A 22,594-nucleotide genomic window follows, 5' to 3' on the forward strand; every position below is an offset into this window, starting at 1 on the left:
TGGGCAAGGAGTGTTGTAGGTGTTTTTAAAATTCTGAGTTATGGTAATATATTTTATTATTAGTTTAATTCCAAAAAGGGAGGAAAAAAATGATTTTAAAAAAATATCTGCTTGCACCAGGACCAACTCCAGTCCCTCCAGAAGTTCTTTTAAGTATGGCAATGCCTGTTATTCACCATCGGAGCCCTGATTTTTTACCAATTCTTGATTCAGCAAAAAAAGGTCTTCAATGGATTTATCAAACTAAAAATGATGTTTTAATACTTTGCTCTACAGGAACAGGTGGAATGGTTGCTTCAGTAAATAACTTTTTTTCACCTGGAGAAAAAGTTCTTATAATAAATGGTGGTAAATTTGGCGAAAGATGGGTAAAAATAGCACAGGCTTATGGATTAAATGTATTGGAAATTCCGGTTGAGTGGGGATATTCAGTTAATGTTAATAGAGTTGATGAAGAATTAAGGAAACATCCTGATATTAAAGGTGTTTTCATACAGGCAAGTGAGACTTCCACAGGTGTATATCATGATGTGGAAGCAGTTGGAAAAATAGTAAAAAATTATGAAGATACACTATTTATTGTGGATTCCATTTCTGCTCTTGTTGCTCATGATATAAAAACTGATGAATGGGGAATTGATATAATGGTGAGTGGTTCACAGAAAGGATTTATGCTTCCTCCAGGGCTTGCTTTTATAAGCGTTAGTGAAAAGGCATGGAAAAGAAATGAAAAATCAAAAATGCCGAGATTTTATTTTAACCTTAAAAAAGAGAGAGAAAATCTTGCTAAAAATCAAACAAATTTTACCTCTGCTGTGTCTCTTATTATTGGTCTCAATGAGGCATTGAAATTTATGCAAAAAGAAGGGCTTGAAAACATATTCCGAAGGCATGCAGTTTTAGCCCGTGCAACAAGGGAAGCTGTAAAAGAAATAGGACTTAACTTATTCCCTAAAGGCACGCCAAGTAATGCTGTTACAGCAATTGAAGCACCACAGGGTATTGATGGGCAAGTTATCTATAAAACCTTAAGAGAAAAACACGGAGTTACAGCAGCTGGTGGACAGGATAAACTGAAAGGAAAAATATTCAGAATTGCACATCTTGGATATGCTGATAAATTTGATGTAATCGTTGGGATTTCAGCTCTTGAGATGACACTTAAAGAGCTTGGATATCCGATTACTTTTGGTAAAGGGGTGGCAAAGGCTGAAGAAATCTTTTCAAAGGAGGAAGTAAGGTGAAAGTCCTTGTCAGTGACAGCATTTCTCCAAAGGGAGTTGAAATTTTAAAAAAAGCAGGATTTGAAGTAGATGTTAAGACAGGATTAAAACCCGAAGAACTCAAAGCAATAATAGGTGAATATGATGCTTTGATTATAAGAAGTGCTACGAAAGTGACTGCTGATATAATTGAATCTGCAGATAAGCTTAAAGTCATAGGTAGAGCAGGAACAGGAGTTGACAATGTAGACAAAGTTGCTGCTACGAAAAAAGGAATTGTTGTTATGAATACTCCTGGAGGCAATACTATCACCACTGCTGAACACGCTATTGCAATGCTTTTTGCTCTTGCAAGGAGAATTCCTCAAGCAACAGCATCTATGAAAACAGGAAAATGGGAAAAGAAAAAATTCATGGGCGTTGAACTTTACAATAAAACTCTTGGAATAATTGGACTTGGTAGAATTGGTTCTGAGGTTGCAAAAAGAATGCAATGCATGGGAATGAATGTTTTAGCTTATGATCCTTTCTTAAGTGATGAAAGAGCAGAAGAACTTGGAATTACAAAGACTGACCTTGACAGACTTTTTTCTGAATCAGACTTTATTACAATTCATACTCCTTTGACTGCTGAGACAAAGTATTTAATAAATAAAGATACAATTGCGAAAATGAAGAATGGAGTTTATATAATTAACTGTGCTCGTGGTGGCATAGTAAAAGAACAGGATCTTTATGAGGCAATTCAATCAGGAAAAGTTGCTGGTGCTGCTCTTGATGTTTTTGAGAAAGAACCTCCAGAAGAAGGTTATCCACTCATAGCAGATGAAAGAGTTATTTGCACTCCTCATCTTGGGGCATCTACAGTAGAGGCTCAAGAAAATGTGGCTGTTGCAATAGCAGAACAGGTTGTAGATTACTTAATTAATGGAACTATTCGTAATGCTGTTAACTTTCCATCAATTCCCTTTGACCAGCTACCGCTTATCAGACCATATCTTGTATTGCTTGAAAGAATGGGAAGTTTTGCTTCTCAGATTTTCACAAAAAGCATTAAACAGGTTCAGATTGAGTATCTTGGAGAGATTTCCACTCTTAACACACAGGCATTAACAGCATCAGCACTAAAGGGAGTTTTAGATCCTATACTTGGAGAGCCTGTAAATTATGTTAATGCCTTATTTATTGCAAAAGAAAGAGGCATAGAAGTTAAGGAAATCAAAGGAAAAGAGGCTGGAGATTACCAGAGTCTTGTTAAAATAATTCTGATCGGGAAAGAAGATAGAACAGTTGTGGCAGGGACACTTTTAAGTAGAAGAGATCCAAGAATAGTTCAGATCAATGATATTTCTATGGAGATTATTCCTGAGGGTAATATGATTTTTATGAGAAACTGGGATCGCCCTGGTGTTATTGGCAATATCGGAACTTTGCTTGGACAGAACAATATAAATATTGGGCATATGCATTTCGGAAGAAAGGAAGCTGGAGGCATAGCTTTTTCTGTTATAAGTATTGATGCTCCATTGACAGAGGAAATAATTGACAGAATAAAGAAACTTCCAAACATTCTGGAAGTAAAACCAGTTTATATTTCTGCTAATTAGAAAAACAAAGGAGAAAGAAAATGCCAACAGTTGTTATTGTAGGAGCACAATGGGGAGATGAGGGAAAAGGTAAAATAGTTGATTTTTTAACAGAAAAATGTGATTATGTTGTGAGATTTCAGGGAGGATGTAATGCAGGACATACAGTTGTTGTAGGAGATGAAAAGTACATACTTCATCTAATTCCTTCTGGTATTCTTCATAAAAATAAAAAGTGCATCATTGGAAATGGCGTAGTTATTAATCCTGAAAGCTTGTTAAAAGAAATAGAGACACTGGTAAATAAAGGAGTAGAAATTGACAATAACCTCTTTATTGCAAAACACTGTCATCTTATAATGCCCTATCATATTGTTATAGAAGAACAGATAGAGAAAAAGAAAAAAATCGGAACAACAAAAAAAGGAATAGGACCATGTTATACTGATAAAATTGCCAGGAATGGTGTTAGAATGATTGACCTGCTTTATCCAGAGGTTCTCAAAAACAAAATTCACGCAAATCTTGAAATTGTTAATTTCTTACTTGAAAATTTATACAATGCTAAGCCATTAAGTATGGAAAAGATATTCAATCAATATATGAATTATGCAGATAAGCTTAAAAAATATATTGCTGATGCAGATATTTTGATAAATCAGGCAATTGACAGTGGTAAAAATGTCTTATTTGAAGGAGCTCAGGGCAGTTTACTTGACATTGATCACGGAACCTATCCCTATGTTACATCTTCAAACACAGTTGCTGGAGGTGCTTGCACAGGAGCAGGAGTAAGTCCCATAAAAATTAATAGCATTATAGGAGTTGTAAAGGCTTATACTACCAGGGTAGGTGGAGGTCCTTTTCCTACTGAAATAAAAGATGAACTTGGTGAATACATAAGGCAAAAAGGCGGAGAATATGGAGCTACCACTGGAAGACCTCGGAGATGCGGATGGCTTGACCTTGTAGGGCTAAAACATGCTGTAAGAATAAATGCCTTTACAGGCATAGCAATTACAAAACTTGATATTCTTGATGGAATTGATACAATAAAAGTTTGTGTTGCATATAAGTATGGAAACAAAATTTTAGAAGAGTTTCCAAAGGAGATTGAAATTCTTGAAAATTGCACTCCTGTATATGAAGAACTTCCAGGATGGCAGGAAAGCACAAGAGGTATCAGAAATTATGCATTATTACCTGATAATGCTAAAAAATATCTAAAATTCATAGAAGATTCATTAGATATCAAAATTCAGATTGTTTCTACTGGACAGAAAAGAGATGAGATTATCATTAGGGAGTCTCCTTTATGATTTAGTTTTTTACGAAAACTGCCCTGTGTGTAATAAAAAATCATACTGGAGGTATTCTCCTTTTTGTGAGTCATGCTGGAATAAAATAGAAGGGTTCACTACCCATAGAATTACTGCAGGAAAGTTTCATAATGATTTCTGGAAATATATTGATTCCCTTAATTGCTTTGGAGTATATGAAGGAATTCTAAAAGAGGCAATACATTGCTTTAAATACAGCGGTATAAAAAGAGTTGGTAAAGAACTTGGTAGGCTTCTTAGTTTAATTACACCTCCAGAGGTTGAGATATTGATTCCTGTGCCTTTGCACATAAATAAGCTTCGTCATAGAGAGTTTAATCAATCAGCAATTCTTGCAAAGGAATGCGCAAAGGCATGGAAAATTCCATTATCATTAACAATTCTTGTTAAAGTTAAAGATACCCCTGATCAGGCTTCACTTGAAGCAAAGGACAGATGGAGTAATGTAAAAAATGTTTATGCAGTAGCACAGTCAATTAAAGGCTTAAAAATAGGAGTCATTGATGATGTAGTTACAACTGGAGCTACCTTAATGGAATGTGCAAAGGTGCTTAAAAAAGCAGGAGCAAAGGAGATTCACGGGATAACTCTTGCAAGAGCCTAATAGAAAAACTGAATAATGTATCTCATGGCAATATAAACTATCAAGATACTTAGAATAAGCTTTATATACTTTTGAGGAACATGTTTTTGCGTTCTTGCTCCAAGATATATGCCAAAAGCACCACCAATACCAAAAAGTAAACCAAGTAACCAGTCAGGAGTTGTCTGAAGTCCTGCAGGTGAAGGCAAAATTGCATAATAAAGAACTCCAAAAACAGAAGCTGTAGCTGTTCCCATAAGACAGGCACCTGCTATGCTGTGTACAGGAAGCTTAAAAAAAGTTACTAAAAATGGTGACATAATTGCTCCACCACCAATACCATAAGCACCACCTATTACTCCAATGACAAAGGCGAGAGTAAACACTCCTATTGTAGTGAATGAAAATCTTTCACCCCAGAACTCATAAACAGTCTTTTTCAATGAAAAAGATATTGTTTTAACCGTGGCTTCCTTAGTAAGCTTCTGGTCAAACTTTTTCTGTGCTGCTGCTTTTTTCTTTTTAAAAGCATCAAGAAAAAGTCTCACACCAATATAAAGAAGCACAAGCCCTACAAAAAATTTGAAAGATTTAGGGTCTGGAAGAATTTTTATTCTTATGTAATAACCAATGATTATTCCGGGGATAGTTCCTATCATAATAACCCATGCAAGGGGCCAGGGAATTCTTTTTTCTTTATGATATCTATAAACACCTGAAGGAATTGCAACAACATTAAAAATAAAGTTAGTTCCACTTACTCCAGGAGATGTGTAATTAAGAAAGCTTACTTGAAAAGGAAGAAGTAGAAAAGCACCTGATACGCCTCCCATTGATGTAAAAAAAGAGACAATAAAAGCAACAATGGGCGGAATAAGAATATTGGTGGTAACTCCTGAAATAGGAAATGTATATGTGAGGAAATCTAACATGCTCCTATTCTATTCAAATTCCTCACATAGAGCAAATTAAAATTTTTTATTTTCAGATAAAATTATTTTGAACTGAGTTCTTCAATCAATATATTTCTTATTTTCTCTTCTGATGGAAGAGGAAATCCTGCATGTTTAAGTTTTCCATTAACAAGCAATCCAGGCGTGACCTGAGTGTATTTAAAAATCTCCTTCATATCTTTGATGTGACTTATTTCAGCCTGAATACCAAGCTGGGATACAACTTTTTTCACTGTTTCTTCAACTTTATAACAGTTAGCACAACCAGGACCAAGAATTTTTATTTCCATAATTCCCTCCTATAAAAATTTTTTTATCTATAATATCATAATTTCAAAAATTTTGCCAAATCTTCTGGCTTATAGATTGGATCAAAGTGTTTTGAACCAACTGAAGGAATAATGTAATTGCTGTCCTTCTGTCTGTGGGCAATAACTGTAAAAGGTGTTATTTGATGAATCGTTGCTTTTCCAATATTAGACTCTACCGTGGTATAAAAATTCAATGTAAGTAAATCATAATAACTGAGCAATGCTTTAACATAGTAAGGTGAAAGATATGGAGAAGCCAAATTTGAAAAGGCTTTCAAGGACAGGTTTGCAAGGTCAAAGTATTTTCTATTTTCAGTAATGGCATGCAATTTTAAAAGATTAATTATCATTATTGAATTTGCTGAAGGATAGGAAGTGTCATGAATATTTTTGTGTCTGATAGAAAGAATTGAGTCTTCAGAGTCATAGAATCCACCATATTCTTTATCCCAGAGCTTATTTATTGCCATTTCTGTTATAACAACTGCCTTATTTAAATACTCATTGTTTGATGTAACTTCATATGCTGAAATCAGAGCTGAAATCATGTAAGCATAATCTTCAAGCAAAGCGTTTATCTTTTTTGTTGTTCTATAAAGAGTCCTTTCATTAAATAGAGCTTCCAGAGTCTTATCAATGGCTGAAAGAGCCATTTTAAGCAAGTTTTTATCTTTAATAACTCGCCATGCTTTAATAAATGCTTCAGCACAAACTCCATTTACAAAACAATAAATTGTTTTATCTACTTCTGGAGACTGCCTTTGTTTTCTTTTTGAAATGAACCTTTTCTTTAACTGTTTAATCAGTTCCCTGTCTCTGCCAATAAGAACAAATCTCTCATTAACCATTGCATTTCCGTCAACAAGTGTAATTGTCATGTCAGAGATCTCTTTGAGTTCATTCTCCTTCCATGTATAATAAAAAGCATCAGCAAACTGGCTTGAATAAAAATAGCCATCCTGAGAAAAGAGATTATTTTTAATGTAATCAACAGTTTCAAAAACTATGTCCATATAAAAGGATTCTTTAAAGATATTGTATGCATCAAGATAATTTATTATATGCCATGCATTATCTATGGCAAGTTTTTCAAAATGTGGCATTAACCATGCTCTGTCAGTGGCATATCTGTGAAAACCTCCTTCTAAATTATCATAAATCCCTCCAGAAACCATACTCTTGAGAGTTATCTCAATTGCAGTTTTAATCCATGGTTTAGCTCTTATCCAGTATCTCCATAGAAGCAGATCAATATGAGCATAAATTGGAAATTTAGGAGTTTTTTTAAACCCACCAAACTCAAAATCAATCTCTTTCACTATGTCTTCTTCCGGATTTTGAAGAAGTTCTTCTCTAATTTCAGATGGTAGGAAAGATGCTGGCTTTATCGCATCTATTATTGTCTGGGAGCGAAATGAGATTTTTTCTTTATTTATTTTATATAGATCAATGGCTTTCTCTATCATTGCTTTAAAATAGTTTTTCCCCTCTTCAATTTTGTAATTAACTCCAGAAAAAGGCTTACCTTCAGGAGTTAAAAAAAGATTAAGAGGCCAGCCACTTCCCTGTCCAATGATGTATGAAGCTTTTTGATAAAACATGTCCAGATCCTGTCTTTCATCTCTGTCAATATGAATGGGAATGAAGTTTTTGTTTATCATTTCCGCTATTTCATAATCATCAAGACAGTCTTCTTTCATTTTTCTACAGTAATTACACCATTTTGCAGTAATATGAAGGAAGATTGGTTTGTCCTCAGCTTCTGCCTTTTTAAATGAAGTTTCTTCATAGGGTAACCATTCAATCATTTTTTTCTCCTTTAATTTTTTTTGATTTTGCTTTTTCAATAAATTTTTTTACAAGTTCAGGGTCTTTTTTGCCTTTGTAGAGCTCCACTCCACTACTTACATCAACTCCGTATGGTAATGCTTTTTTTATTGCCTCGGAAACATTTTCAACATTCAATCCACCTGAAAGTATAACCCTTCCAAACTGTTTTGCTATTCTGACGAATTCCCAATTAAAGGTTTTTCCTGTGCCACCATATTCATCTTTGCAGAAACTATCAAGAAGAAAAGCAGATACTTTGTAGTCAGGCAATACTTCTTTTAAAGATTTACCATCTGGTAAATTGCCAGACTCATTAATTCTAAATGCTTTTATAACTCTTTGAAACTGTTCACAAACCTTAGGAGGCTCATCTCCATGAAGCTGAATTGTATCAATTCCAGTAAAAGCCTTGATTTCTTTAATTTTTTCAATATCTTCATTGACAAAAACACCAACAAAATTTATAAAAGGTGGAAGAGCTTTTATTATCTCTTTTACTTTCTGAGGCTCAATATATCTTGGACTCTTTTTATAGAAAATAAATCCTATGGCATCAGCTCCACATTCTGCTGCCCATAGGGCATCTTCAAGATTAGTTATTCCACAAATTTTAACTCTAACCATTTATCCGCCATTGTATTATCTTATTGTATACCATTTGAGGTGTAATTTCTTTCATGCATTTGTGTTCATCACATTTCTTCTTAAAACAGGGGCTACATGGCATATCTGACTTTATAATAAGATGCCAGTTACCAAAAGGTCCTGTTCTTTCTGGAGATGTTGGTCCAAATAGGGCAACAACTTTCTTTCCACATGCCACAGCAAGATGCATGGTTCCTGTATCCGCAGTTATGACAAAAAGAGATTTTTCAAAAACAGCAATTAGTTCTTTAAGTGTTGTTTTTCCTGCCACAGATTTTGCTTTACCTCTGGTATATTCCTCAATTTTGATTGCCTCATTTTTATCAGATTTTGAACCAACAATGAGGAATTTGTAAGGCAACATCTTTACAAGTTCAACAAAATAGGGTATGGACCAGTTTTTTGACTGCCATCTTGTTGATGGAATTATTACAACAAAATCATCAAATTCATTGAGCCACGCTGGTTCTTTTACCTTAGGAAGAGGAAACTTTATGGAGTTGATTCTGCACCCAAGTGCTTTTGCAACCTCAAGATAACGGAAAACAGCATGTATGCCCTGTGAAACAGAAATTTTTTTATTGTAAAAAATGTGGCTAAGCTCTCTTGCCTCCTTAAATCCTGCTCTTATTGAAGCATTACTCAACCATGTAATAATTCCGCTTCTAAGAAGTCCCTGAAGATCAACAGTAATATCATAATTTTCGTTTTTTAATACTCTTCTTAAATTTTGGAATTCCTTGAAAGTCAATGCAATGTTTTTCAGGTCCTTCCATTTGTTTTTATCCACTGTAATAACTTTATCAATCAATGGATGTTCAGTTAAAAGCTCTTCAAATTCCTTTGAGACAATCCAGTGAATTTTAATATCTTTAAAGTTTTCTTTTACAGTATTTAAAAAAGCTAAACTGTGAACAATATCTCCAAGAGAACTTGGTTTGACAATAAGAAGTTTTTTTGCTTTCTCAAGCATTCATATCCCTTTTTATAAGTGATACTACCTCTTTCAAATTCTTTGCATCTCTTCCAATAAGAATGCCTTTTGCACCAATCATTCTGGCAAGTTCTACATCTGTCTGCTTATCTCCCACAACATAGGAGTTTTTAAAACTAATATTGTACTTATAACGGGCTATTAAAGGCATTGCTGGATTTGGTTTTCTACAAAAACATCCATCATCAGGATGATGAGGACAGTATAGAAAATCATCAAATCCGTATTTATCAATAAAAAATTTATTAACTTCCCTTACGAACTCCTCTTCAACAATGCCTCTTCTGATACCAGACTGATTTGTGACTCCAATAAGAAGAAATCCTAAATCCTTTAACTCTCTTAGACTTTCAATCTCAGGAAAAAGCTCAAAATCTTCCCACTTTCTTAAGTAATTTGCATCTTTACATAGTGTTCCATCTCTATCAAAAAATACTGCACGCTGTGAAGGAAAAAGTTCTAATAGAGCATTCCATACTTCTTCAACATCAATGGATCTCATGCATTTTATGTCATCGCATCTATTTTTAAAACAGGGACTACAGCTTATATTACTTCTAATAACTTTTCCAGCAAATCTTGGTGGTCCTGTAAGCTCTGGAGAGGTAGAACCGAATATGGCAACAAGAGGAACTCCTAAAGCATATCCAAGATGCATTATTCCAGAATCATTGCAAAGTAAAATGTCACACTCTGAGAGAAGACAGATTAACTCACTTAGAGAGGTTTTTCCAGTAAAGTCATAAACACTGGAATTTTCAATTTTTAAGCCTTCTTCAGAGTTTCCAAAAATAACAACAGAGCCCTTTTCAGCAAATCTTTCCACTATTTCAATAAATTTGTGAGTTTCCCATTTTTTTGTATCTCCATATTTTGCACCAGGAGCAACTGCAAGAATTGGTCTTTTAAGTCTTTTTAATTCTTCTCTTGCCCTTAATCTTTCATCAGCTGAAGGATTTATCCACGGATAATCAGGAGAAAGGGAAGGATTAAATCTTTTAGGAATCTCAAAAAAATAATCAATGTGATGAATTTTCCTATCTTCTCCGTGATATGGAACAGGATGGGTAAGAAGCAGTCCTCTCATGTCTCTGTTCCATCCAATCCTTTCAGGTATTCCTGCAAGAAAGCTTATCAGAGCAGCATCAAAGGCATTCTGAAGAAGATAGGCTCTTTTGAATTTCTTTTTCCTCAACTCCTTGATTGTTTTTATTTTCCCTGAATAAATAATTATTTCATTAATGGAACTCTCCCATTTAAATAATTCAGCAAGCTTTTCCTTTACAAGAATTGAAATGTTTGAATCTGGATGAAGCCTTCTAATTCCCCTTATAGCAGGCAAGCTCATTACAGCATCACCAAGCCAGTTAACAGAACGAATTAAAACATTGTCCATGCATGTATTTTAAAGCTATTTGCACTTGCATTGCAAATGGTATAATTAAAAAATGCGTACACGAACTTATTTAAAAATTGGGGATAAAGTGAGGCATCTCAATTATGCGTGCTGGGGTATTGGAGAGGTCATTGAAGAAAAAAACTCTCATCTGCCAGGTGGATTATGCCTTGTTAGAATTATATTTGAAGATGGCATTGAAAGATGTTTTATTAACAATCTTGACCATGAAATGTGCTGCTACTATACTGGAATTAGATTAATTGAAGAGTTCAGTATCTGGGAGACATAATTGGCAGTTTTAAAAGCCATTGACTTAAATAAAACTTTCAAAATTAAAACTTTAAAAATTCCAGCAGTAGAAAATCTCAATATTGAAATTGATAAAGATCAAATTGTTGCTCTGGTTGGAGAAAGTGGATCAGGAAAATCCACTGTGGCAAGACTTTTAGTTAAATTGATAAAACCAGATAGTGGACATATCCTTTTTAGAGATCAGAATATATGGGAGATGAAAAGAGATGATTCAATGATTTTCAGAAAGTCCTTAAACATAGTTTTTCAGGATCCTTATGCATCTTTGAATCCAAGAATGAAAATTCAGAGTATTGTGGAAGAACCATTAAAAATACACGATAAATCTGCATCAAAGGAAGCAAAATCAAAAGTTATTGAAATTATCAAAGAAATGGGATTTGATGAAACAATACTTGACAGATATCCCCATCAACTAAGTGGTGGACAAAGACAGAGAGTAGCTATTGCAAGAGCTTTAATACTGAATCCAGAAATTTTAATAGCCGATGAACCCCTTTCTGCTCTTGATATTTCTCTGCAGGCTTCTCTTTTACAGTTATTGATAAAAATAAAAGAAAACAAGAAAATGGGTATTTTATTCATTACCCATGATTTAAATATTGTAAGGACAATAAGTAGCAAGGTAGCAGTAATGCATCTTGGAAGAATAGTAGAAGAAGGCAAAACAATGGAAATATTTAAAGAACCCCTTCATCCCTATACACGGATTCTTATGAATAGTATTCCTGGTTTTCATAGAAGAGATAGGGAAAAAATCCCTAAAATATCCACTGAAGAGAAACTATCATGGAATTTAAAGGGCTGCAGATTTTTCAATAGATGTGATTATAAAATGGCTATCTGTGAAAATAATATTCCTGAACTGAAAACAGTCAGTGGCAGAAAAGTTAGATGTTTCCTTTATTAACAGGAGTGGTTCAGTTCCGGTGGAAAAGGCTCAAGATATTTTTGTAAAAGAATATACTCATTTTTAAATCTATATGCAAGACTTCTAAGAAGTTCTGTTATTACTCTGATTTCTATAATTCCTTTGCTGTACCTGTCAATTAATTGAAGAATATGCTTTTTTTCTTTCGCATTAAGCTTCTTTGACACACATCCCATTATATGCATCAGAACATTCACATTTTTTCTTCTGTTTGTTTTTTTTGTAAAAGCCTGATAAAATTTTTCTCTATATCTGTTAATTTTATCTTCAATTGGCATTCTACTGTCTGCCACTATCTGCCCAAGTTCTTTTAAATACTTCTGACTGTAAGCCATGAGTAAGAATTTATATCTTGAGTGAAAATCCACAAGGTTTTTTGCTCTTGAATGCCCATTCAACTGTCTCAATTCAGAAAAGGCAAATATTCTTGTAAGAAAATGCGTTTTGATTTCTTCATCTCTTAGCCTTCCTTCATCCTCAATGGGTAGGTAGTGGAAGTGTTTTTTTATTGCTTCAGCGAAAAAACCATCGGTTTTTGCAGCTATAGAGCCATTTCTATAAAGTTTTGCTGAACCCACTCCGCAGGATGGTGATTTTGCTTTAAGAATAAATCCGTCAATATTAGTCATTGAAGAAACTGTTTTAGACACATATTCAAGCATCTTTTCAGTAAAGTCTTTTCCAGTATCAGGTTGAATTAGTCTCTTAGATAAGCCATCATCAACAATTATTAATCTTTCACGGGGAACTCCCAAACCTATGTCAGATTCTGGACAAAAGTCTATATATTCAATATAAGGCTTGAGTTTTTCAACAAATTCATCCACAACAACTCCACCATTATACCTCACAGGCTTTGAAAAACATCTGCTGAGCACTATTTTTGGCTTTATCATGATTTATATTATAATGTAAAAATGATTGAAACTTACATACAATCTCTATCTCCTCCTGTTCAGGCTTTGATTGCTGGAGTTTTTACATGGGGATTGACTGCTATTGGAGCATCCTTTGTTTTATTTGCAAGAAATGTTAATAAAAAACTTCTTGATACAGCTCTTGGTTTTGCTGCAGGAGTTATGATTTCTGCAAGCTTCTGGTCTTTGCTTGAGCCAGCCATTGAGATGTCTCAGAAGCTGAGTATACCTTCATGGATACCTCCAGCTACCGGTTTTGTAATGGGTGCTTTATTTCTTAGATTGATTGATTTTATTCTTCCTCACCTTCACCTTCAAGCATCAATAAATGAAGCAGAGGGAATAAAAACATCCCTTAGAAGAAGTACTCTTCTCGTTTTTGCTGTTACACTGCATAATATTCCTGAAGGACTTGCAATCGGAGTTTCTTTTGGTGCTCATGGAACAGACCCTCAAGCTGTAAGTCTTCTATCTTCCATAATGCTTGCAATTGGAATAGGAATTCAAAATATTCCCGAGGGATTTGCCATCTCAATGCCCTTAAGAAGTGAAGGTTTTTCCAAGAAAAAAAGTTTTTTAATTGGACAGTTTTCCGGTCTGGTTGAGCCTGTTACAGCAGTTTTAGGTGTTTTATTGCTTGAGATTATGCATAATCTTTTACCTTATGCACTGGGTTTTGCAGCAGGTGCGATGATTTTTGTTACAGTTGAAGAATTAATTCCTGAGTCTCAAAGAAGTGGTAACTCTGATATTGCCACTGCAGGATTAATCATTGGATTTACATTAATGATGATTCTTGATATTGCATTTAAATAAGTCTCAGCATATTAGAGGACAAGAGAACATTTGACTGTTTATGAAGATTTCTGCTAATGTAAAAAAATTATGAAGAAGAAATCAAGACAGGAAAGAATTCTGGAAATAAAAAAGAAACTTCTTGAACAGAAAAGGCAAATTCTTATTGATGCTGGAGTAATGCTATCAAATCTTCCCTCTGAAAGCAACTTATCTGAAATAGGAGATATAGCATCTCAGGAGATTGACAGAAGCTTTCTTTTGAGGCTAAGGGACAGAGAAAGAAAGCTACTTAAAAAAATTGAAAAAACGCTTGAAAAAATTGAAAATGGCACTTATGGAATATGTGAGTCCTGCGGTGCAGAGATTCCTATTGAAAGGCTTGAAGCAAGACCTGTCACTGATTTATGTATTGAATGTAAGACAGAGCAGGAAGAAGCTGAAAAGCTCAAAGAGAGTTAATTTTCAAAAGTCTTTCAGGATTTTTTTCTCCAGCCAGTTTTAGTTTATACTCATCAATATTCAAATTTTTAAGCCTTCTTACTACATCTCTGAGGCTCATTGAGCCACCCTGAATCTTCTGGCTTTCTTCCTTTAGTTTCACCATATCAGAAATCAAAATAATTCTTTCAGGATTTTTAATATGAAAGAGCCATTTTAAAAGTTCATCATCTAAATGTCTTCCATCTCCAATCAACTCAACATAAATTTCCTGATTAATAACTCCAAATCCTGCTATTCCAGGTTCTCTATGATGAATTCCTCTCATGGCATTAAAAAGATGTGTTATAAGGCAGGCACCTGCTTTAAAACCTTCATGAGCTTCCTTATATGTAGCATTTGAATGTCCCATGCTTACAATAATTCCCATTTCACTGCATTTTTCTATTATTTTAACTGCTTCAGGAAGCTCTGGTGCTACTGTAATTACTTTAACAATCTCTTCAAATCCATCAATTAATTTATATAAAATTTCAATGTGAGGCTTCAAAAAATAGCCACTTTCCAGTGCTCCAGCTTTCTGTGGATTTAAAAAAGGACCTTCAAGATATACACCAAGTAGTTTTGCTTCTTCCTTTTGATTTTCCATTGCTTTTTTTATGTTTAAAAGAGTTTTTCTCATGGAGTTAATCTCTGCAGGATAAAGGGTAATTAAAAACCTGTCAACTCCCATTGCCTCATATTCCTGAGCAATTAAAAGAACTTGTTCTGGGCTGTTAATATCTCTCACATCTATTTTATTTGTTCCGTGAAAGTGGATATCAATCAGAGACATGCTTTATAATAACATATGCTTTTTAAAACAGGTAAAATTGATATAAACAGCTTATTGAATACTGTTAAAGAACATCCCACTAAAGGAAAAATCTCTGAAATATCCCGATATTTTCTTGGTATTCCTTATAAAAAAAATTCATTGATTTGCAGTCTCACTGAGCAGGAACAACTGGTTATTGATTTTGAAGGAGTTGACTGTATGACTTTTATTGAGTATGTGGAGGCATTGAGACTTTCCATTGATTTAAGCTCTTTTATTGAAAATTTGAAAAATGTTAGATATTTTGAAGGTGTTGTGGATTTTAGAAAAAGAAGACATTTTTTTACAGACTGGCTGGAGTTAAAATCAGTAAAAAATATGACTGTAGAGCTTACTGATAAGTTTGTAACAGTGGCAAAAAAGCTTAATTTTATTGAGGGATTAGAGCCGAAACAGAGAATTGTTAATTACATTCCAGCAGATATAGTAGAAAAAGTTGCATCTAAACTTCAGACAGGAGATTACTGCGGTTTTTATACATCAAGAGCCTGCCTTGATGTTACCCATACTGGAATAATTATTGTAGATGAAGGCATTGTGAGGCTCAGGCATGCTTCAAGCCAGAAAGGTTATGTAATTGATGAAGATTTTTTAAAATACTCAAAACAAAAAGAAGGTATAATAATTTTCAGACCTGTGGAGGAATAAAATGTTACATCTTCATGAGAGGAAAAAACAAATTAGAAAAGTTCTTCTGATTACGCTTTTATTGAATCTATCTGTTTCTTCAGCAAAAATAATTTATGGATGGTTAACAAACTCTGTAGCTATTTATTCAGATGGATTTCATTCTCTTTTTGATGGAATTTCAAATATTGGAGGATTAATCGCTCTTTCTATAGCAAGTCATCCACCTGATAAAGAGCATCCCTATGGACATAGAAAATTTGAAACAGTTTTTGCAATTTTTATAGGGGTTTTAATGTCTCTTACAGCAATAGAGATAGTAAGAAACGTCTATGAATCATTTATTGAAGCAAAAAAGCCTGAGACAGATGAAAAAGCTTTTATTGTTTTGCTTAGCACTCTCATGGTGAACATTTTTGTCTCCTTCTATGAAAAGAAAAAGGGAAAAGAACTTAAGAGTGAATTTTTAATAGCTGATTCAGCACATACAAAGGTTGATATTTATATAACCATTGGAGTAATAGCAAGTGTAGTCATTACCACATTAACAGAATTTAGTTTTGTTGATCCAATAGCTGGATTAATTGTTGGAGTTTTTGTTGGAAGAGAGGCAATTCTGATAATAAAAGAAGCTGCCCATATTCTTGCTGATAGAACAGCTCTTGATGGTAAAAAGATTGTCAGTATTGTTGAAACCTGTAGAGATGTTGAAGCCTGCATGGATGTAAGAACACGGGGAACACCAGGTGGGATATTTGTTGATTTAAAGATTTTAGTAAATCCTTCACTTTCTGTATTAGAAGCCCACAATATAGCAGAAAGGGTTGAAGAGTTGATTAAAAAAGAGTTTCCTGATGTTGTTGATGTTGTGGTTCATGTAGAGCCATTTGAGAAAAGTTAAAGAATTTTTTCAGAATCAAAAGAATTCAAAGATTGTAAATATTGCTCCCATTCTATGGGAAGCATATACTTTTTTTTATTATTGCATTCTTTACAGGCAGGCACTATGTTGCTTTTTACTGATCTACCTCCTCTAATAAGAGGCACCACATGATCCATTGTAAGCTCTTTTTCTGAGACTTCTTTACCACAGTAGTAACATCTTCTTCTGGAAATTTTTTTACGCCACCAAGAACTGTTTTTAAGAAGTCTTGCTTTCTCTTTTTCTTTTTTAATCTCTTCAGGGGTTACAGCAGGTATAAATCTATCCATTAACGGCCAAATCTCTTTTTTTCTTCTTCTTCAAAGAATTTATTATAAAGGACATTCCATTCAGGACTTCCCTCAATGATTTTCTTTGAAAAAGATTGAAGTTTCCTCCTTACAACCTCGTCAATTGCTTCACCGATTTTTAATGCCTGAATAAAACTTCTTTTGATTTCTCTTCTTACTTCCTGTTCTTCAACTTTAAGCTTGATTAATCCTTTATTAATCAAGCCATTGAATAAGACATGGGAAGTATGAGTTATTTTTTCCTCTGAAAGCATCATAGAACTAAATTTCTCTGTTTTACCAGTTTTTGTTTCGTCATCTCAAAAAGTTTTCTGTAGTCAAGCTTGCCTCTTTCAATTTCAGCTTCATATTTCTTGAGAAGCTCTCTTACTTCTTCATTAAGTCTGTCTTCCACCATCAACTCATCTAAAATAAGCTTTTCAGTTTCCTGAAGAAGTTGTTCTTTTGTAACTGTCATTTCAATCATGTCTTTCTTTAAAAGATTTTCTATTATCTTGTTTGCTATGTATGGCACCCAGCTCTTAGGTATTCTCATTTTTTAAATCTCTATATATGGTAATAATGCAATTGCTCTTGCTCTTTTAATTGCTCTTGTTAACTGCCTTTGATGCTTTGAGCATGTTCCTGTCATTTTTCTGGAAAGAATTTTACCTCTTTCAGTCATGAAACTTCTCAACATTTTAACATTTTTGTAATCAATAAAATCAATTTTTTCTGCGCAGAATCTGCAGTATTTTTTTCTGAAAAATCTTCTTTGCGTTGCCTGTTGCACATTTACCTCCTTTAAAATGGTTCTAAATCTGTGTATTCTTCTGGTGGAGTCTCTGTTAATTCGTGAGATTCCACAGCTTCTCTCTTTGGGAAAAATCTTATATTATTTGCGATAACTTCAAATTTGCTCTTTTTTTGTCCTTCATACTCCCATCTTCTTTCTCTCAATCTTCCTTCAACCAGTACAGTTCTTCCTTTGTTCAAATACTGGCTACAGGTTTCAGCTTGTTTACCAAAGACTATAGCATCAATAAAAAGAGTTTCTTCTCTAAGCTCTTCCCCCTGTTTATATCTTGAATTAACAGCTATTGGCACAGTAGCAACTGCTACTCCAGAAGGCGTATATCTTATTTCAGGGTCTCTGGTAAGATTTCCTATGAGTATTATTCTATTAAACATCTTACACCTTAAGCAGTAACTTCAGAAGGCTCTACTGGCATACCTTTTATTTCAGGTGGCATCATGGCAATTTGTTGTTTTGTGAGTTTAATTATCATGAATTTGAAAACAGGATCATAAACTCTGTAAAATTCTTCCATTTTTTTTATTGCTGAAGGTGGAGCTTTAAAAAGAAACAATACATAGTATCCCATATTTTGTTTGTTAAGTTTATAGGCAAGTTTTCTTTTGCCCCAGTTGTCAATTTTTAAAATTTCTCCACCATTGTCAGTAATAATAGAGGAAATTTTTTTAACTGCTTCCTGCACTTCTTCTTCAGAAAGTGTTGGAAGAAGAAGAACCACTTTCTCATAAAAATTATTCATACAATACCTCCATCTGGATTTTAAGCCCTTCTCCTAAAGGTAAGGGCATGGAGTAACCAAAGCTTCAACATATTTTATAACATATTTGTGATTTTTAAATCAAATTATAATGTTTTAGTTTTTTATTTAGAGTATTTCTATTTATTCCGAGAATCTTTGCAGCTTTTACCTGATTACCTCCAGTTTCATTAATGGCAAGAATTAAGAGCGCCTTTTCCACTTCCTGTATAACAGTTTCATAAAGGTTTGAATTTTCAATATTTGCAAAATCTTTTAAAAAATTGCCAATTTTTAATTCAAGAAAATTTTTTATTGATAGTTGATCACTGTATTCACCAAATAAATCTTTTGATGTAAGTCGGTAATGTCTTGACATAATACAGGCTTTAGCCAGACATTGTTTGAGTTGATGAGCATTTTCAGTCCATGAATGCTCTAATATTGCTTCCTGAGCATCTTTTGATAACTCTTTTTTAGGAAGATTTAAGCATTCTGAAATTTCCTGTAGAAAAAAATTAGCAAGTGGAATTATATCCTGCTTTCTTTCTCTTAGAGGAGGTATATAAATTTTTTTGGAATTTAATAACTTCTCATATAATTCAAAGGGTATTAAACCATTTTTATAAAGCTCCACGTAATCGTAGTCAGATAAAAAAATGGCGCATTTAAAATTTTTTTCAGGATCAAAAACAAAGGAAGCATTAATATTTTCAGGATTTTTAATAATATAAACTACATTTTCTTGCTTAAAGGAAGTTTTTTTACTAATGTCCTCGGGAATTTTTATAATCTCTGGCTGAATTATATTTGCAACTATTATCTTCGCTATGTAGTCTTTTTCAGTTCCCTTTTCTCCATATAGAAAAAATACAGTATTATCAAAAGAAAGCTTTTTTATGCTCTCCAGAATCTCTCGCATTACTGGGCTTTTATATACTCTGATTAACTGCATTGGCTCCATGGATCTACTCCCTGTAAAGTTTGTTTTTTTCAATATAGATTCTTACCTTTTCTGGTAATAGGTAACGAATGCTTTTCCCATTCTGAATCATTTTTCTTAGATGAGTTGATGATATCCAGAATGGTGAAACAGAAATAAAAAAGACTCTTTTATCTGAATTCTTTATTTTAAAACAATTTTTTGACTCTTCATGTTCAATAAACTCAGAATTTTGCAAATTATCAAAACCAGGTCTTGACATTACTATAAAATCAACCATTCTTAATAAATCTTCATACCTGTACCAGGATTTTAACTCAAAAAAGGCATCAATACCCATTATAAAAAAAAGATTATCCTTTTGGTAAAGTTTTTTTAAATGTGTAAGAGTATTTACTGTATAAGAGGGTGCTTTCTGTTTAACTTCTATATCAGAAACCTCAAAAAAGGGATTATCCTTTACTGCTAACTTAGTCATTTTCAATCTATGCATAGCCTCTAAGTCGTATTTTTTTAATGGTGGAATCCCTGCAGGAATAAATATAATCTTATCCAGCAAAAAAGCCTCTCTTACTTCTTCCGCAACTCTTAAATGTCCATAATGAATTGGATTAAAGGTTCCACCAAAAAGTCCTATTTTCATTGCCTTAACTGCCCGGATCCAAAAACTATGAATTTAGTGCATGTAAGCTCCTCAAGTCCCATTGGACCACGAGCATGAATTTTATCCGTTGAAATTCCTATCTCAGCACCAAGTCCAAATTGATATCCATCATTAAGTCTTGTTGAAGCATTAACAAAAACAGCTGATGAGTCAACTTCTCTTAAAAACTTCATTGCTTTGTTATAATCTTTCGTAACAATTGCATCAGAGTGTGCTGAGCCATACTTTGTTATATGCTCAATAGCCTCGTCCATATCCTTTACAACTCTCACATTAAGGATTAAATCAAGGTATTCTTTGTAAAAGTCTTCTTCTGCTACATCCATTACATTCGGATATATTCTCTTTGTTTTTTGGCAGCCTTTGAGCTGAACTCCTGCTTCTTCAAATCTTTTTAACATCTTAGGTAAAAATATTTCAGCTATAGCCTCATCAACGAGCATTGTTTCCATTGCATTGCATGTTCCAGGTCTTTGAACCTTGGCATTAAAACAGATCTCTTGAGCCATTTCTAAATCAGCATCTCTGTCAACAAAAACATGACACACACCTTTGTAATGCTTGAGCACTGGAATTCTTGAGTTTTCAGTAACAGTTCTTATGAGTGATTCTCCACCACGAGGAATTATTAAATCTATTAAGCCTTCAAGCTTGATCATCTCAACTACTGCCTCTCTTTGAGGAGTATCAATGAAACTTACAACACCTTCATGCATTCCTTCATCTTTTAAAGCCTGCTTTAAAATTTTTACCAGAGCTGAATTAGAATTTATGGCTTCAGAACCTCCTCTTAAAACAACTGAATTCCCTGCCTTAAGGCATAAACCTGTTACGTCTACTGTAACATTTGGTCGTGCCTCATAGATTACTCCTATTACTCCAATGGGAACTCTCATCCTACCAACAAGCATTCCATTTGGTCTCGGCCACATTTTTGTTATTTCACCAACAGGGTCCGCAAGAGCAATTACCTCTTCAACTCCTTTTATCATTTCATCAATTCTTTTTTCTGTTAAACTAAGTCTGTCAATTAAAGCTTTTGAAAGCCCTTTTTTCTGGGCATTTTCCACATCAATTTTGTTTGCCTTAATCAGTGCATCCTTTTCCTTTTTAAGATATTCAGCCATCCTGGTAAGAATTTTGTTTTTCTTTTCTGTTGAGGCTTTTCCTACAACTCTGGAAGCCTCTTTAGCTTCCTTTGCTTTGGTTAAAACCAGTTGTTTAATATCCATCTCCTTCACCTCCTAAAAAATTTAATTGCATATTTTAACTTTTTTTGGTATATTTTATAAAAATATAATTTTAAAAAAGGAGGAGGGTATTATGCCAACACCAGTAGTTGATTATGACCTTTGCGTAGGTTGCGGAAGCTGTGTGGAGATATGTCCTGAAGTTTTTGAAATGAGAGATGACAAAGCATGGGTTATTGGTCCTGACAAATGCAACACCTGTGATTGTCAGCAGGCTGCTGATCTCTGTCCGTCTCAGGCAATCAGACTGGAGTAGTTTTTTGAGGGTGGAGGATAGCCTCTGCCCTCAAATTATTTATAAATTTTCTGGCAAGTTCTAAAAAACCAAAAATTTTTAAATCTATATAGTTTCCATGAGTTCTTAGTTCATTGAGTTTTTCCAGAGCCTGGTTAAATGGAATTTTTAAAACTTCAATGTTTTCACTTTCATCAGGAGGATAATTTTTTTTAAGTTCCTGAGGAGCTTCTTTTACATTTTTTGCAATAAATACTGTTAGAACTTCTGTAGAGAGTCCTGAAGAAACCGGTCCTTCTGCAAGAAAAAAAACTTCATCTGAAAACAAGCCTGTCTCTTCAATTAACTCTCTCTTTGCAACTTCTATAAGTGCCTCTTTTCTATCGTTTAGTCCTGCTGGAAACTCCACAACAAAGCCACCAAGAACAGGTCTGAACTGCCTGATAAAAACAATTTCATTGTTTTCTGTTACAGGGATAACAACAACTATTCCCTTACAGTTGACTCTTTCAACAGCTTCCCACTGTCTTATTTTTCCCTGATTGTCCTCATAGGAAAGCAAGACAACTCTAAGATATTTTCCCTGCCAGACTACTTCTTTTTTAAGAATTTTCATGATATTATCCAGGAGGCCAGTGCATCTGTCTTCCTGCTAAAAGGTGAAAGTGAACGTGATAAACTGTCTGTCCTCCCTGAGAGTTGCAGTTCAGAACAATTCTGAAACCTCTTTCATCAACACCTTTTTCTTTAGCAATTTTCTTTATAACCATAAAAATATGTCCGATAAGCTCCTTTTTTCCTTCATCTATTTCAAGCAAAGTAGAGTAGTGTTTCTTAGGAATTACGAGAACATGAATCGGTGCTTGTGGAGCAATATCTTCAAAGGCTAAAACCAATTCATCTTCATAAATAATTTTTGATGGAATTTCCTTTTTTATAATTCTGCAAAATATACAATTCATTTTACGCTCCC

The 22,594-nt window shown here is 33.9% G+C and carries 30 protein-coding genes; 11 read left to right on the forward strand and 19 right to left on the reverse strand.

Features of this window, described 5'->3' with window-relative positions:
• Nucleotides 1-89 precede the first annotated feature (89 nt).
• From ACYQ3X_RS02115 to ACYQ3X_RS02130, 4 genes are read left to right on the forward strand one after another with little or no spacing between them, the layout of a single operon-like run.
• Entirely contained in the window at nucleotides 90-1,244 is a 1,155-nt protein-coding gene (locus ACYQ3X_RS02115) for a pyridoxal-phosphate-dependent aminotransferase family protein (protein ID WP_460180190.1), read from the forward strand.
• Nucleotides 1,241-2,830, forward strand: a complete 1,590-nt coding sequence (gene serA / locus ACYQ3X_RS02120) for a phosphoglycerate dehydrogenase (RefSeq protein WP_460180191.1) — start codon at nucleotides 1,241-1,243, stop codon at nucleotides 2,828-2,830. The genes ACYQ3X_RS02115 and serA overlap by 4 nt, the downstream gene beginning before the upstream one ends.
• Before the next feature lie 20 nt (nucleotides 2,831-2,850).
• Nucleotides 2,851-4,128 (forward strand): adenylosuccinate synthase, encoded by a 1,278-nt coding sequence (locus ACYQ3X_RS02125; RefSeq protein ID WP_460180192.1) that lies wholly within the window; start codon nucleotides 2,851-2,853, stop codon nucleotides 4,126-4,128.
• The gene (locus ACYQ3X_RS02130) at nucleotides 4,097-4,753 is read left to right on the forward strand and encodes a ComF family protein (RefSeq protein ID WP_460180193.1); all 657 of its coding nucleotides are present in this window, start codon (nucleotides 4,097-4,099) and stop codon (nucleotides 4,751-4,753) included. Before ACYQ3X_RS02125 ends, ACYQ3X_RS02130 begins: the two co-directional genes overlap by 32 nt.
• Here ACYQ3X_RS02130 and ACYQ3X_RS02135 read toward each other — a convergent pair.
• The 6 genes from ACYQ3X_RS02135 to waaF all read right to left on the reverse strand — a co-directional run bounded on the left by ACYQ3X_RS02135 (nucleotide 4,750) and on the right by waaF (nucleotide 10,861).
• Nucleotides 4,750-5,664, reverse strand: coding sequence for a TSUP family transporter (locus tag ACYQ3X_RS02135; protein WP_460180194.1), 915 nt, complete (start codon nucleotides 5,662-5,664; stop codon nucleotides 4,750-4,752). The genes ACYQ3X_RS02130 and ACYQ3X_RS02135 overlap by 4 nt on opposite strands.
• 62 nt (nucleotides 5,665-5,726) lie before the next feature.
• Nucleotides 5,727-5,975, reverse strand: coding sequence for a thioredoxin family protein (locus ACYQ3X_RS02140; RefSeq protein ID WP_460180195.1), 249 nt, complete (start codon nucleotides 5,973-5,975; stop codon nucleotides 5,727-5,729).
• A gap of 35 nt (nucleotides 5,976-6,010) precedes the next feature.
• Nucleotides 6,011-7,804, reverse strand: coding sequence for a thioredoxin domain-containing protein (locus ACYQ3X_RS02145; protein ID WP_460180196.1), 1,794 nt, complete (start codon nucleotides 7,802-7,804; stop codon nucleotides 6,011-6,013).
• Entirely contained in the window at nucleotides 7,797-8,450 is a 654-nt protein-coding gene (locus ACYQ3X_RS02150) for a phosphoribosylanthranilate isomerase (protein WP_460180197.1), read from the reverse strand. The genes ACYQ3X_RS02145 and ACYQ3X_RS02150 overlap by 8 nt, the downstream gene beginning before the upstream one ends.
• Nucleotides 8,443-9,444, reverse strand: coding sequence for a lipopolysaccharide heptosyltransferase I (waaC, locus tag ACYQ3X_RS02155; protein WP_460180198.1), 1,002 nt, complete (start codon nucleotides 9,442-9,444; stop codon nucleotides 8,443-8,445). The genes ACYQ3X_RS02150 and waaC overlap by 8 nt, the downstream gene beginning before the upstream one ends.
• The gene (gene waaF, locus ACYQ3X_RS02160) at nucleotides 9,437-10,861 is read right to left on the reverse strand and encodes a lipopolysaccharide heptosyltransferase II (protein ID WP_460180199.1); all 1,425 of its coding nucleotides are present in this window, start codon (nucleotides 10,859-10,861) and stop codon (nucleotides 9,437-9,439) included. Before waaF ends, waaC begins: the two co-directional genes overlap by 8 nt.
• A 52-nt stretch (nucleotides 10,862-10,913) precedes the next feature.
• Between waaF and ACYQ3X_RS02165 the strand changes: the two genes are divergently transcribed.
• Both ACYQ3X_RS02165 and ACYQ3X_RS02170 read left to right on the forward strand, forming a co-directional pair.
• On the forward strand, nucleotides 10,914-11,153 hold the full coding sequence (locus tag ACYQ3X_RS02165; RefSeq protein ID WP_460180200.1) for a DUF3553 domain-containing protein: 240 nt from the start codon (nucleotides 10,914-10,916) through the stop codon (nucleotides 11,151-11,153).
• Complete coding sequence (locus ACYQ3X_RS02170) at nucleotides 11,154-12,086, forward strand: ABC transporter ATP-binding protein (RefSeq protein ID WP_460180201.1); 933 nt, start codon at nucleotides 11,154-11,156, stop codon at nucleotides 12,084-12,086.
• Here ACYQ3X_RS02170 and ACYQ3X_RS02175 read toward each other — a convergent pair.
• Nucleotides 12,083-13,003 carry a YbgA family protein gene (locus tag ACYQ3X_RS02175; protein WP_460180202.1) on the reverse strand — a complete coding sequence of 307 codons (921 nt, stop codon included), beginning with the start codon at nucleotides 13,001-13,003 and terminating at the stop codon, nucleotides 12,083-12,085. The two genes, ACYQ3X_RS02170 and ACYQ3X_RS02175, sit on opposite strands and share 4 nt — an antisense overlap.
• Nucleotides 13,004-13,024: 21 nt before the next feature.
• On the opposite strand from ACYQ3X_RS02175, the gene ACYQ3X_RS02180 reads away from it, so the two are divergent.
• Together ACYQ3X_RS02180 and dksA are read left to right on the forward strand one after the other, a co-directional pair.
• Entirely contained in the window at nucleotides 13,025-13,840 is an 816-nt protein-coding gene (locus ACYQ3X_RS02180) for a ZIP family metal transporter (RefSeq protein WP_460180203.1), read from the forward strand.
• Between the two features lie 69 nt (nucleotides 13,841-13,909).
• Entirely contained in the window at nucleotides 13,910-14,281 is a 372-nt protein-coding gene (dksA, locus tag ACYQ3X_RS02185; protein WP_460180204.1) for an RNA polymerase-binding protein DksA, read from the forward strand.
• Here the strand turns inward: dksA and ACYQ3X_RS02190 are convergent.
• Entirely contained in the window at nucleotides 14,268-15,095 is an 828-nt protein-coding gene (locus ACYQ3X_RS02190) for an N-acetylglucosamine-6-phosphate deacetylase (protein WP_460180205.1), read from the reverse strand. The two genes, dksA and ACYQ3X_RS02190, sit on opposite strands and share 14 nt — an antisense overlap.
• Nucleotides 15,096-15,110: 15 nt before the next feature.
• Between ACYQ3X_RS02190 and ACYQ3X_RS02195 the strand changes: the two genes are divergently transcribed.
• The gene (locus tag ACYQ3X_RS02195; RefSeq protein ID WP_460180206.1) at nucleotides 15,111-15,785 is read left to right on the forward strand and encodes an N-acetylmuramoyl-L-alanine amidase-like domain-containing protein; all 675 of its coding nucleotides are present in this window, start codon (nucleotides 15,111-15,113) and stop codon (nucleotides 15,783-15,785) included.
• A gap of 1 nt (nucleotide 15,786) precedes the next feature.
• Nucleotides 15,787-16,665: a cation diffusion facilitator family transporter gene (locus ACYQ3X_RS02200; protein ID WP_460180207.1), complete on the forward strand. Its 879-nt coding sequence runs from the start codon at nucleotides 15,787-15,789 to the stop codon at nucleotides 16,663-16,665.
• On the opposite strand, the gene ACYQ3X_RS02205 is transcribed toward ACYQ3X_RS02200, so the two are convergent.
• The 9 genes from ACYQ3X_RS02205 to ACYQ3X_RS02245 all read right to left on the reverse strand — a co-directional run bounded on the left by ACYQ3X_RS02205 (nucleotide 16,662) and on the right by ACYQ3X_RS02245 (nucleotide 21,368).
• A complete protein-coding gene (locus ACYQ3X_RS02205; protein ID WP_460180208.1) occupies nucleotides 16,662-16,976 on the reverse strand; it encodes an HNH endonuclease in 315 nt (104 codons plus the stop codon). The genes ACYQ3X_RS02200 and ACYQ3X_RS02205 overlap by 4 nt on opposite strands.
• Nucleotides 16,976-17,254: a DUF507 family protein gene (locus tag ACYQ3X_RS02210; protein WP_460180209.1), complete on the reverse strand. Its 279-nt coding sequence runs from the start codon at nucleotides 17,252-17,254 to the stop codon at nucleotides 16,976-16,978. Before ACYQ3X_RS02210 ends, ACYQ3X_RS02205 begins: the two co-directional genes overlap by 1 nt.
• Nucleotides 17,251-17,532 (reverse strand): DUF507 family protein, encoded by a 282-nt coding sequence (locus ACYQ3X_RS02215; protein ID WP_460180210.1) that lies wholly within the window; start codon nucleotides 17,530-17,532, stop codon nucleotides 17,251-17,253. Before ACYQ3X_RS02215 ends, ACYQ3X_RS02210 begins: the two co-directional genes overlap by 4 nt.
• A 3-nt stretch (nucleotides 17,533-17,535) precedes the next feature.
• Entirely contained in the window at nucleotides 17,536-17,769 is a 234-nt protein-coding gene (gene rpsR, locus ACYQ3X_RS02220) for a 30S ribosomal protein S18 (RefSeq protein WP_460180211.1), read from the reverse strand.
• A gap of 11 nt (nucleotides 17,770-17,780) precedes the next feature.
• Nucleotides 17,781-18,167, reverse strand: a complete 387-nt coding sequence (locus ACYQ3X_RS02225; protein ID WP_460180212.1) for a single-stranded DNA-binding protein — start codon at nucleotides 18,165-18,167, stop codon at nucleotides 17,781-17,783.
• Between the two features lie 8 nt (nucleotides 18,168-18,175).
• Nucleotides 18,176-18,532 (reverse strand): 30S ribosomal protein S6, encoded by a 357-nt coding sequence (rpsF, locus tag ACYQ3X_RS02230; protein ID WP_460180213.1) that lies wholly within the window; start codon nucleotides 18,530-18,532, stop codon nucleotides 18,176-18,178.
• Between the two features lie 94 nt (nucleotides 18,533-18,626).
• Nucleotides 18,627-19,493, reverse strand: a complete 867-nt coding sequence (locus ACYQ3X_RS02235) for an AAA-type ATPase lid domain-containing protein (protein WP_460180214.1) — start codon at nucleotides 19,491-19,493, stop codon at nucleotides 18,627-18,629.
• Between the two features lie 4 nt (nucleotides 19,494-19,497).
• Nucleotides 19,498-20,115: a nicotinate-nucleotide adenylyltransferase gene (nadD, locus tag ACYQ3X_RS02240; protein WP_460180215.1), complete on the reverse strand. Its 618-nt coding sequence runs from the start codon at nucleotides 20,113-20,115 to the stop codon at nucleotides 19,498-19,500.
• Nucleotides 20,112-21,368 (reverse strand): glutamate-5-semialdehyde dehydrogenase, encoded by a 1,257-nt coding sequence (locus ACYQ3X_RS02245; protein WP_460180216.1) that lies wholly within the window; start codon nucleotides 21,366-21,368, stop codon nucleotides 20,112-20,114. The genes nadD and ACYQ3X_RS02245 overlap by 4 nt, the downstream gene beginning before the upstream one ends.
• Nucleotides 21,369-21,459: 91 nt before the next feature.
• Between ACYQ3X_RS02245 and ACYQ3X_RS02250 the strand changes: the two genes are divergently transcribed.
• Entirely contained in the window at nucleotides 21,460-21,642 is a 183-nt protein-coding gene (locus ACYQ3X_RS02250; RefSeq protein WP_460180217.1) for a ferredoxin, read from the forward strand.
• On the opposite strand, the gene ACYQ3X_RS02255 is transcribed toward ACYQ3X_RS02250, so the two are convergent.
• Together ACYQ3X_RS02255 and ACYQ3X_RS02260 are read right to left on the reverse strand one after the other, a co-directional pair.
• Nucleotides 21,629-22,237, reverse strand: coding sequence for an NUDIX hydrolase (locus ACYQ3X_RS02255; protein ID WP_460180218.1), 609 nt, complete (start codon nucleotides 22,235-22,237; stop codon nucleotides 21,629-21,631). The two genes, ACYQ3X_RS02250 and ACYQ3X_RS02255, sit on opposite strands and share 14 nt — an antisense overlap.
• A gap of 4 nt (nucleotides 22,238-22,241) precedes the next feature.
• Nucleotides 22,242-22,583 carry a histidine triad nucleotide-binding protein gene (locus ACYQ3X_RS02260; protein WP_460180219.1) on the reverse strand — a complete coding sequence of 114 codons (342 nt, stop codon included), beginning with the start codon at nucleotides 22,581-22,583 and terminating at the stop codon, nucleotides 22,242-22,244.
• Between the last annotated feature and the right edge of the window lie 11 nt (nucleotides 22,584-22,594).

Source organism: Thermodesulfovibrio sp. TK110, assembly GCF_054658355.1.

Coding starts and splice junctions, on each gene's coding strand:
- ACYQ3X_RS02225 (WP_460180212.1), bottom strand. CDS start 18,167: ATGTTTAATAGAATAATACTCATAGGAAATCTTACCAGAGACCCTGAA.
- ACYQ3X_RS02150 (WP_460180197.1), bottom strand. CDS start 8,450: ATGGTTAGAGTTAAAATTTGTGGAATAACTAATCTTGAAGATGCCCTA.
- dksA (WP_460180204.1), top strand. CDS start 13,910: ATGAAGAAGAAATCAAGACAGGAAAGAATTCTGGAAATAAAAAAGAAA.
- ACYQ3X_RS02140 (WP_460180195.1), bottom strand. CDS start 5,975: ATGGAAATAAAAATTCTTGGTCCTGGTTGTGCTAACTGTTATAAAGTT.
- ACYQ3X_RS02145 (WP_460180196.1), bottom strand. CDS start 7,804: ATGATTGAATGGTTACCCTATGAAGAAACTTCATTTAAAAAGGCAGAA.
- ACYQ3X_RS02235 (WP_460180214.1), bottom strand. CDS start 19,493: ATGGAGCCAATGCAGTTAATCAGAGTATATAAAAGCCCAGTAATGCGA.
- waaC (WP_460180198.1), bottom strand. CDS start 9,444: ATGCTTGAGAAAGCAAAAAAACTTCTTATTGTCAAACCAAGTTCTCTT.
- ACYQ3X_RS02195 (WP_460180206.1), top strand. CDS start 15,111: ATGCTTTTTAAAACAGGTAAAATTGATATAAACAGCTTATTGAATACT.
- rpsF (WP_460180213.1), bottom strand. CDS start 18,532: ATGAATAATTTTTATGAGAAAGTGGTTCTTCTTCTTCCAACACTTTCT.
- ACYQ3X_RS02250 (WP_460180217.1), top strand. CDS start 21,460: ATGCCAACACCAGTAGTTGATTATGACCTTTGCGTAGGTTGCGGAAGC.
- nadD (WP_460180215.1), bottom strand. CDS start 20,115: ATGAAAATAGGACTTTTTGGTGGAACCTTTAATCCAATTCATTATGGA.
- ACYQ3X_RS02115 (WP_460180190.1), top strand. CDS start 90: ATGATTTTAAAAAAATATCTGCTTGCACCAGGACCAACTCCAGTCCCT.
- ACYQ3X_RS02245 (WP_460180216.1), bottom strand. CDS start 21,368: ATGGATATTAAACAACTGGTTTTAACCAAAGCAAAGGAAGCTAAAGAG.
- ACYQ3X_RS02205 (WP_460180208.1), bottom strand. CDS start 16,976: ATGGATAGATTTATACCTGCTGTAACCCCTGAAGAGATTAAAAAAGAA.
- ACYQ3X_RS02200 (WP_460180207.1), top strand. CDS start 15,787: ATGTTACATCTTCATGAGAGGAAAAAACAAATTAGAAAAGTTCTTCTG.
- ACYQ3X_RS02255 (WP_460180218.1), bottom strand. CDS start 22,237: ATGAAAATTCTTAAAAAAGAAGTAGTCTGGCAGGGAAAATATCTTAGA.
- ACYQ3X_RS02180 (WP_460180203.1), top strand. CDS start 13,025: ATGATTGAAACTTACATACAATCTCTATCTCCTCCTGTTCAGGCTTTG.
- ACYQ3X_RS02165 (WP_460180200.1), top strand. CDS start 10,914: ATGCGTACACGAACTTATTTAAAAATTGGGGATAAAGTGAGGCATCTC.
- ACYQ3X_RS02190 (WP_460180205.1), bottom strand. CDS start 15,095: ATGTCTCTGATTGATATCCACTTTCACGGAACAAATAAAATAGATGTG.
- ACYQ3X_RS02135 (WP_460180194.1), bottom strand. CDS start 5,664: ATGTTAGATTTCCTCACATATACATTTCCTATTTCAGGAGTTACCACC.
- ACYQ3X_RS02130 (WP_460180193.1), top strand. CDS start 4,097: ATGAGATTATCATTAGGGAGTCTCCTTTATGATTTAGTTTTTTACGAA.
- waaF (WP_460180199.1), bottom strand. CDS start 10,861: ATGGACAATGTTTTAATTCGTTCTGTTAACTGGCTTGGTGATGCTGTA.
- ACYQ3X_RS02125 (WP_460180192.1), top strand. CDS start 2,851: ATGCCAACAGTTGTTATTGTAGGAGCACAATGGGGAGATGAGGGAAAA.
- ACYQ3X_RS02260 (WP_460180219.1), bottom strand. CDS start 22,583: ATGAATTGTATATTTTGCAGAATTATAAAAAAGGAAATTCCATCAAAA.
- ACYQ3X_RS02175 (WP_460180202.1), bottom strand. CDS start 13,003: ATGATAAAGCCAAAAATAGTGCTCAGCAGATGTTTTTCAAAGCCTGTG.
- ACYQ3X_RS02210 (WP_460180209.1), bottom strand. CDS start 17,254: ATGATGCTTTCAGAGGAAAAAATAACTCATACTTCCCATGTCTTATTC.
- ACYQ3X_RS02215 (WP_460180210.1), bottom strand. CDS start 17,532: ATGAGAATACCTAAGAGCTGGGTGCCATACATAGCAAACAAGATAATA.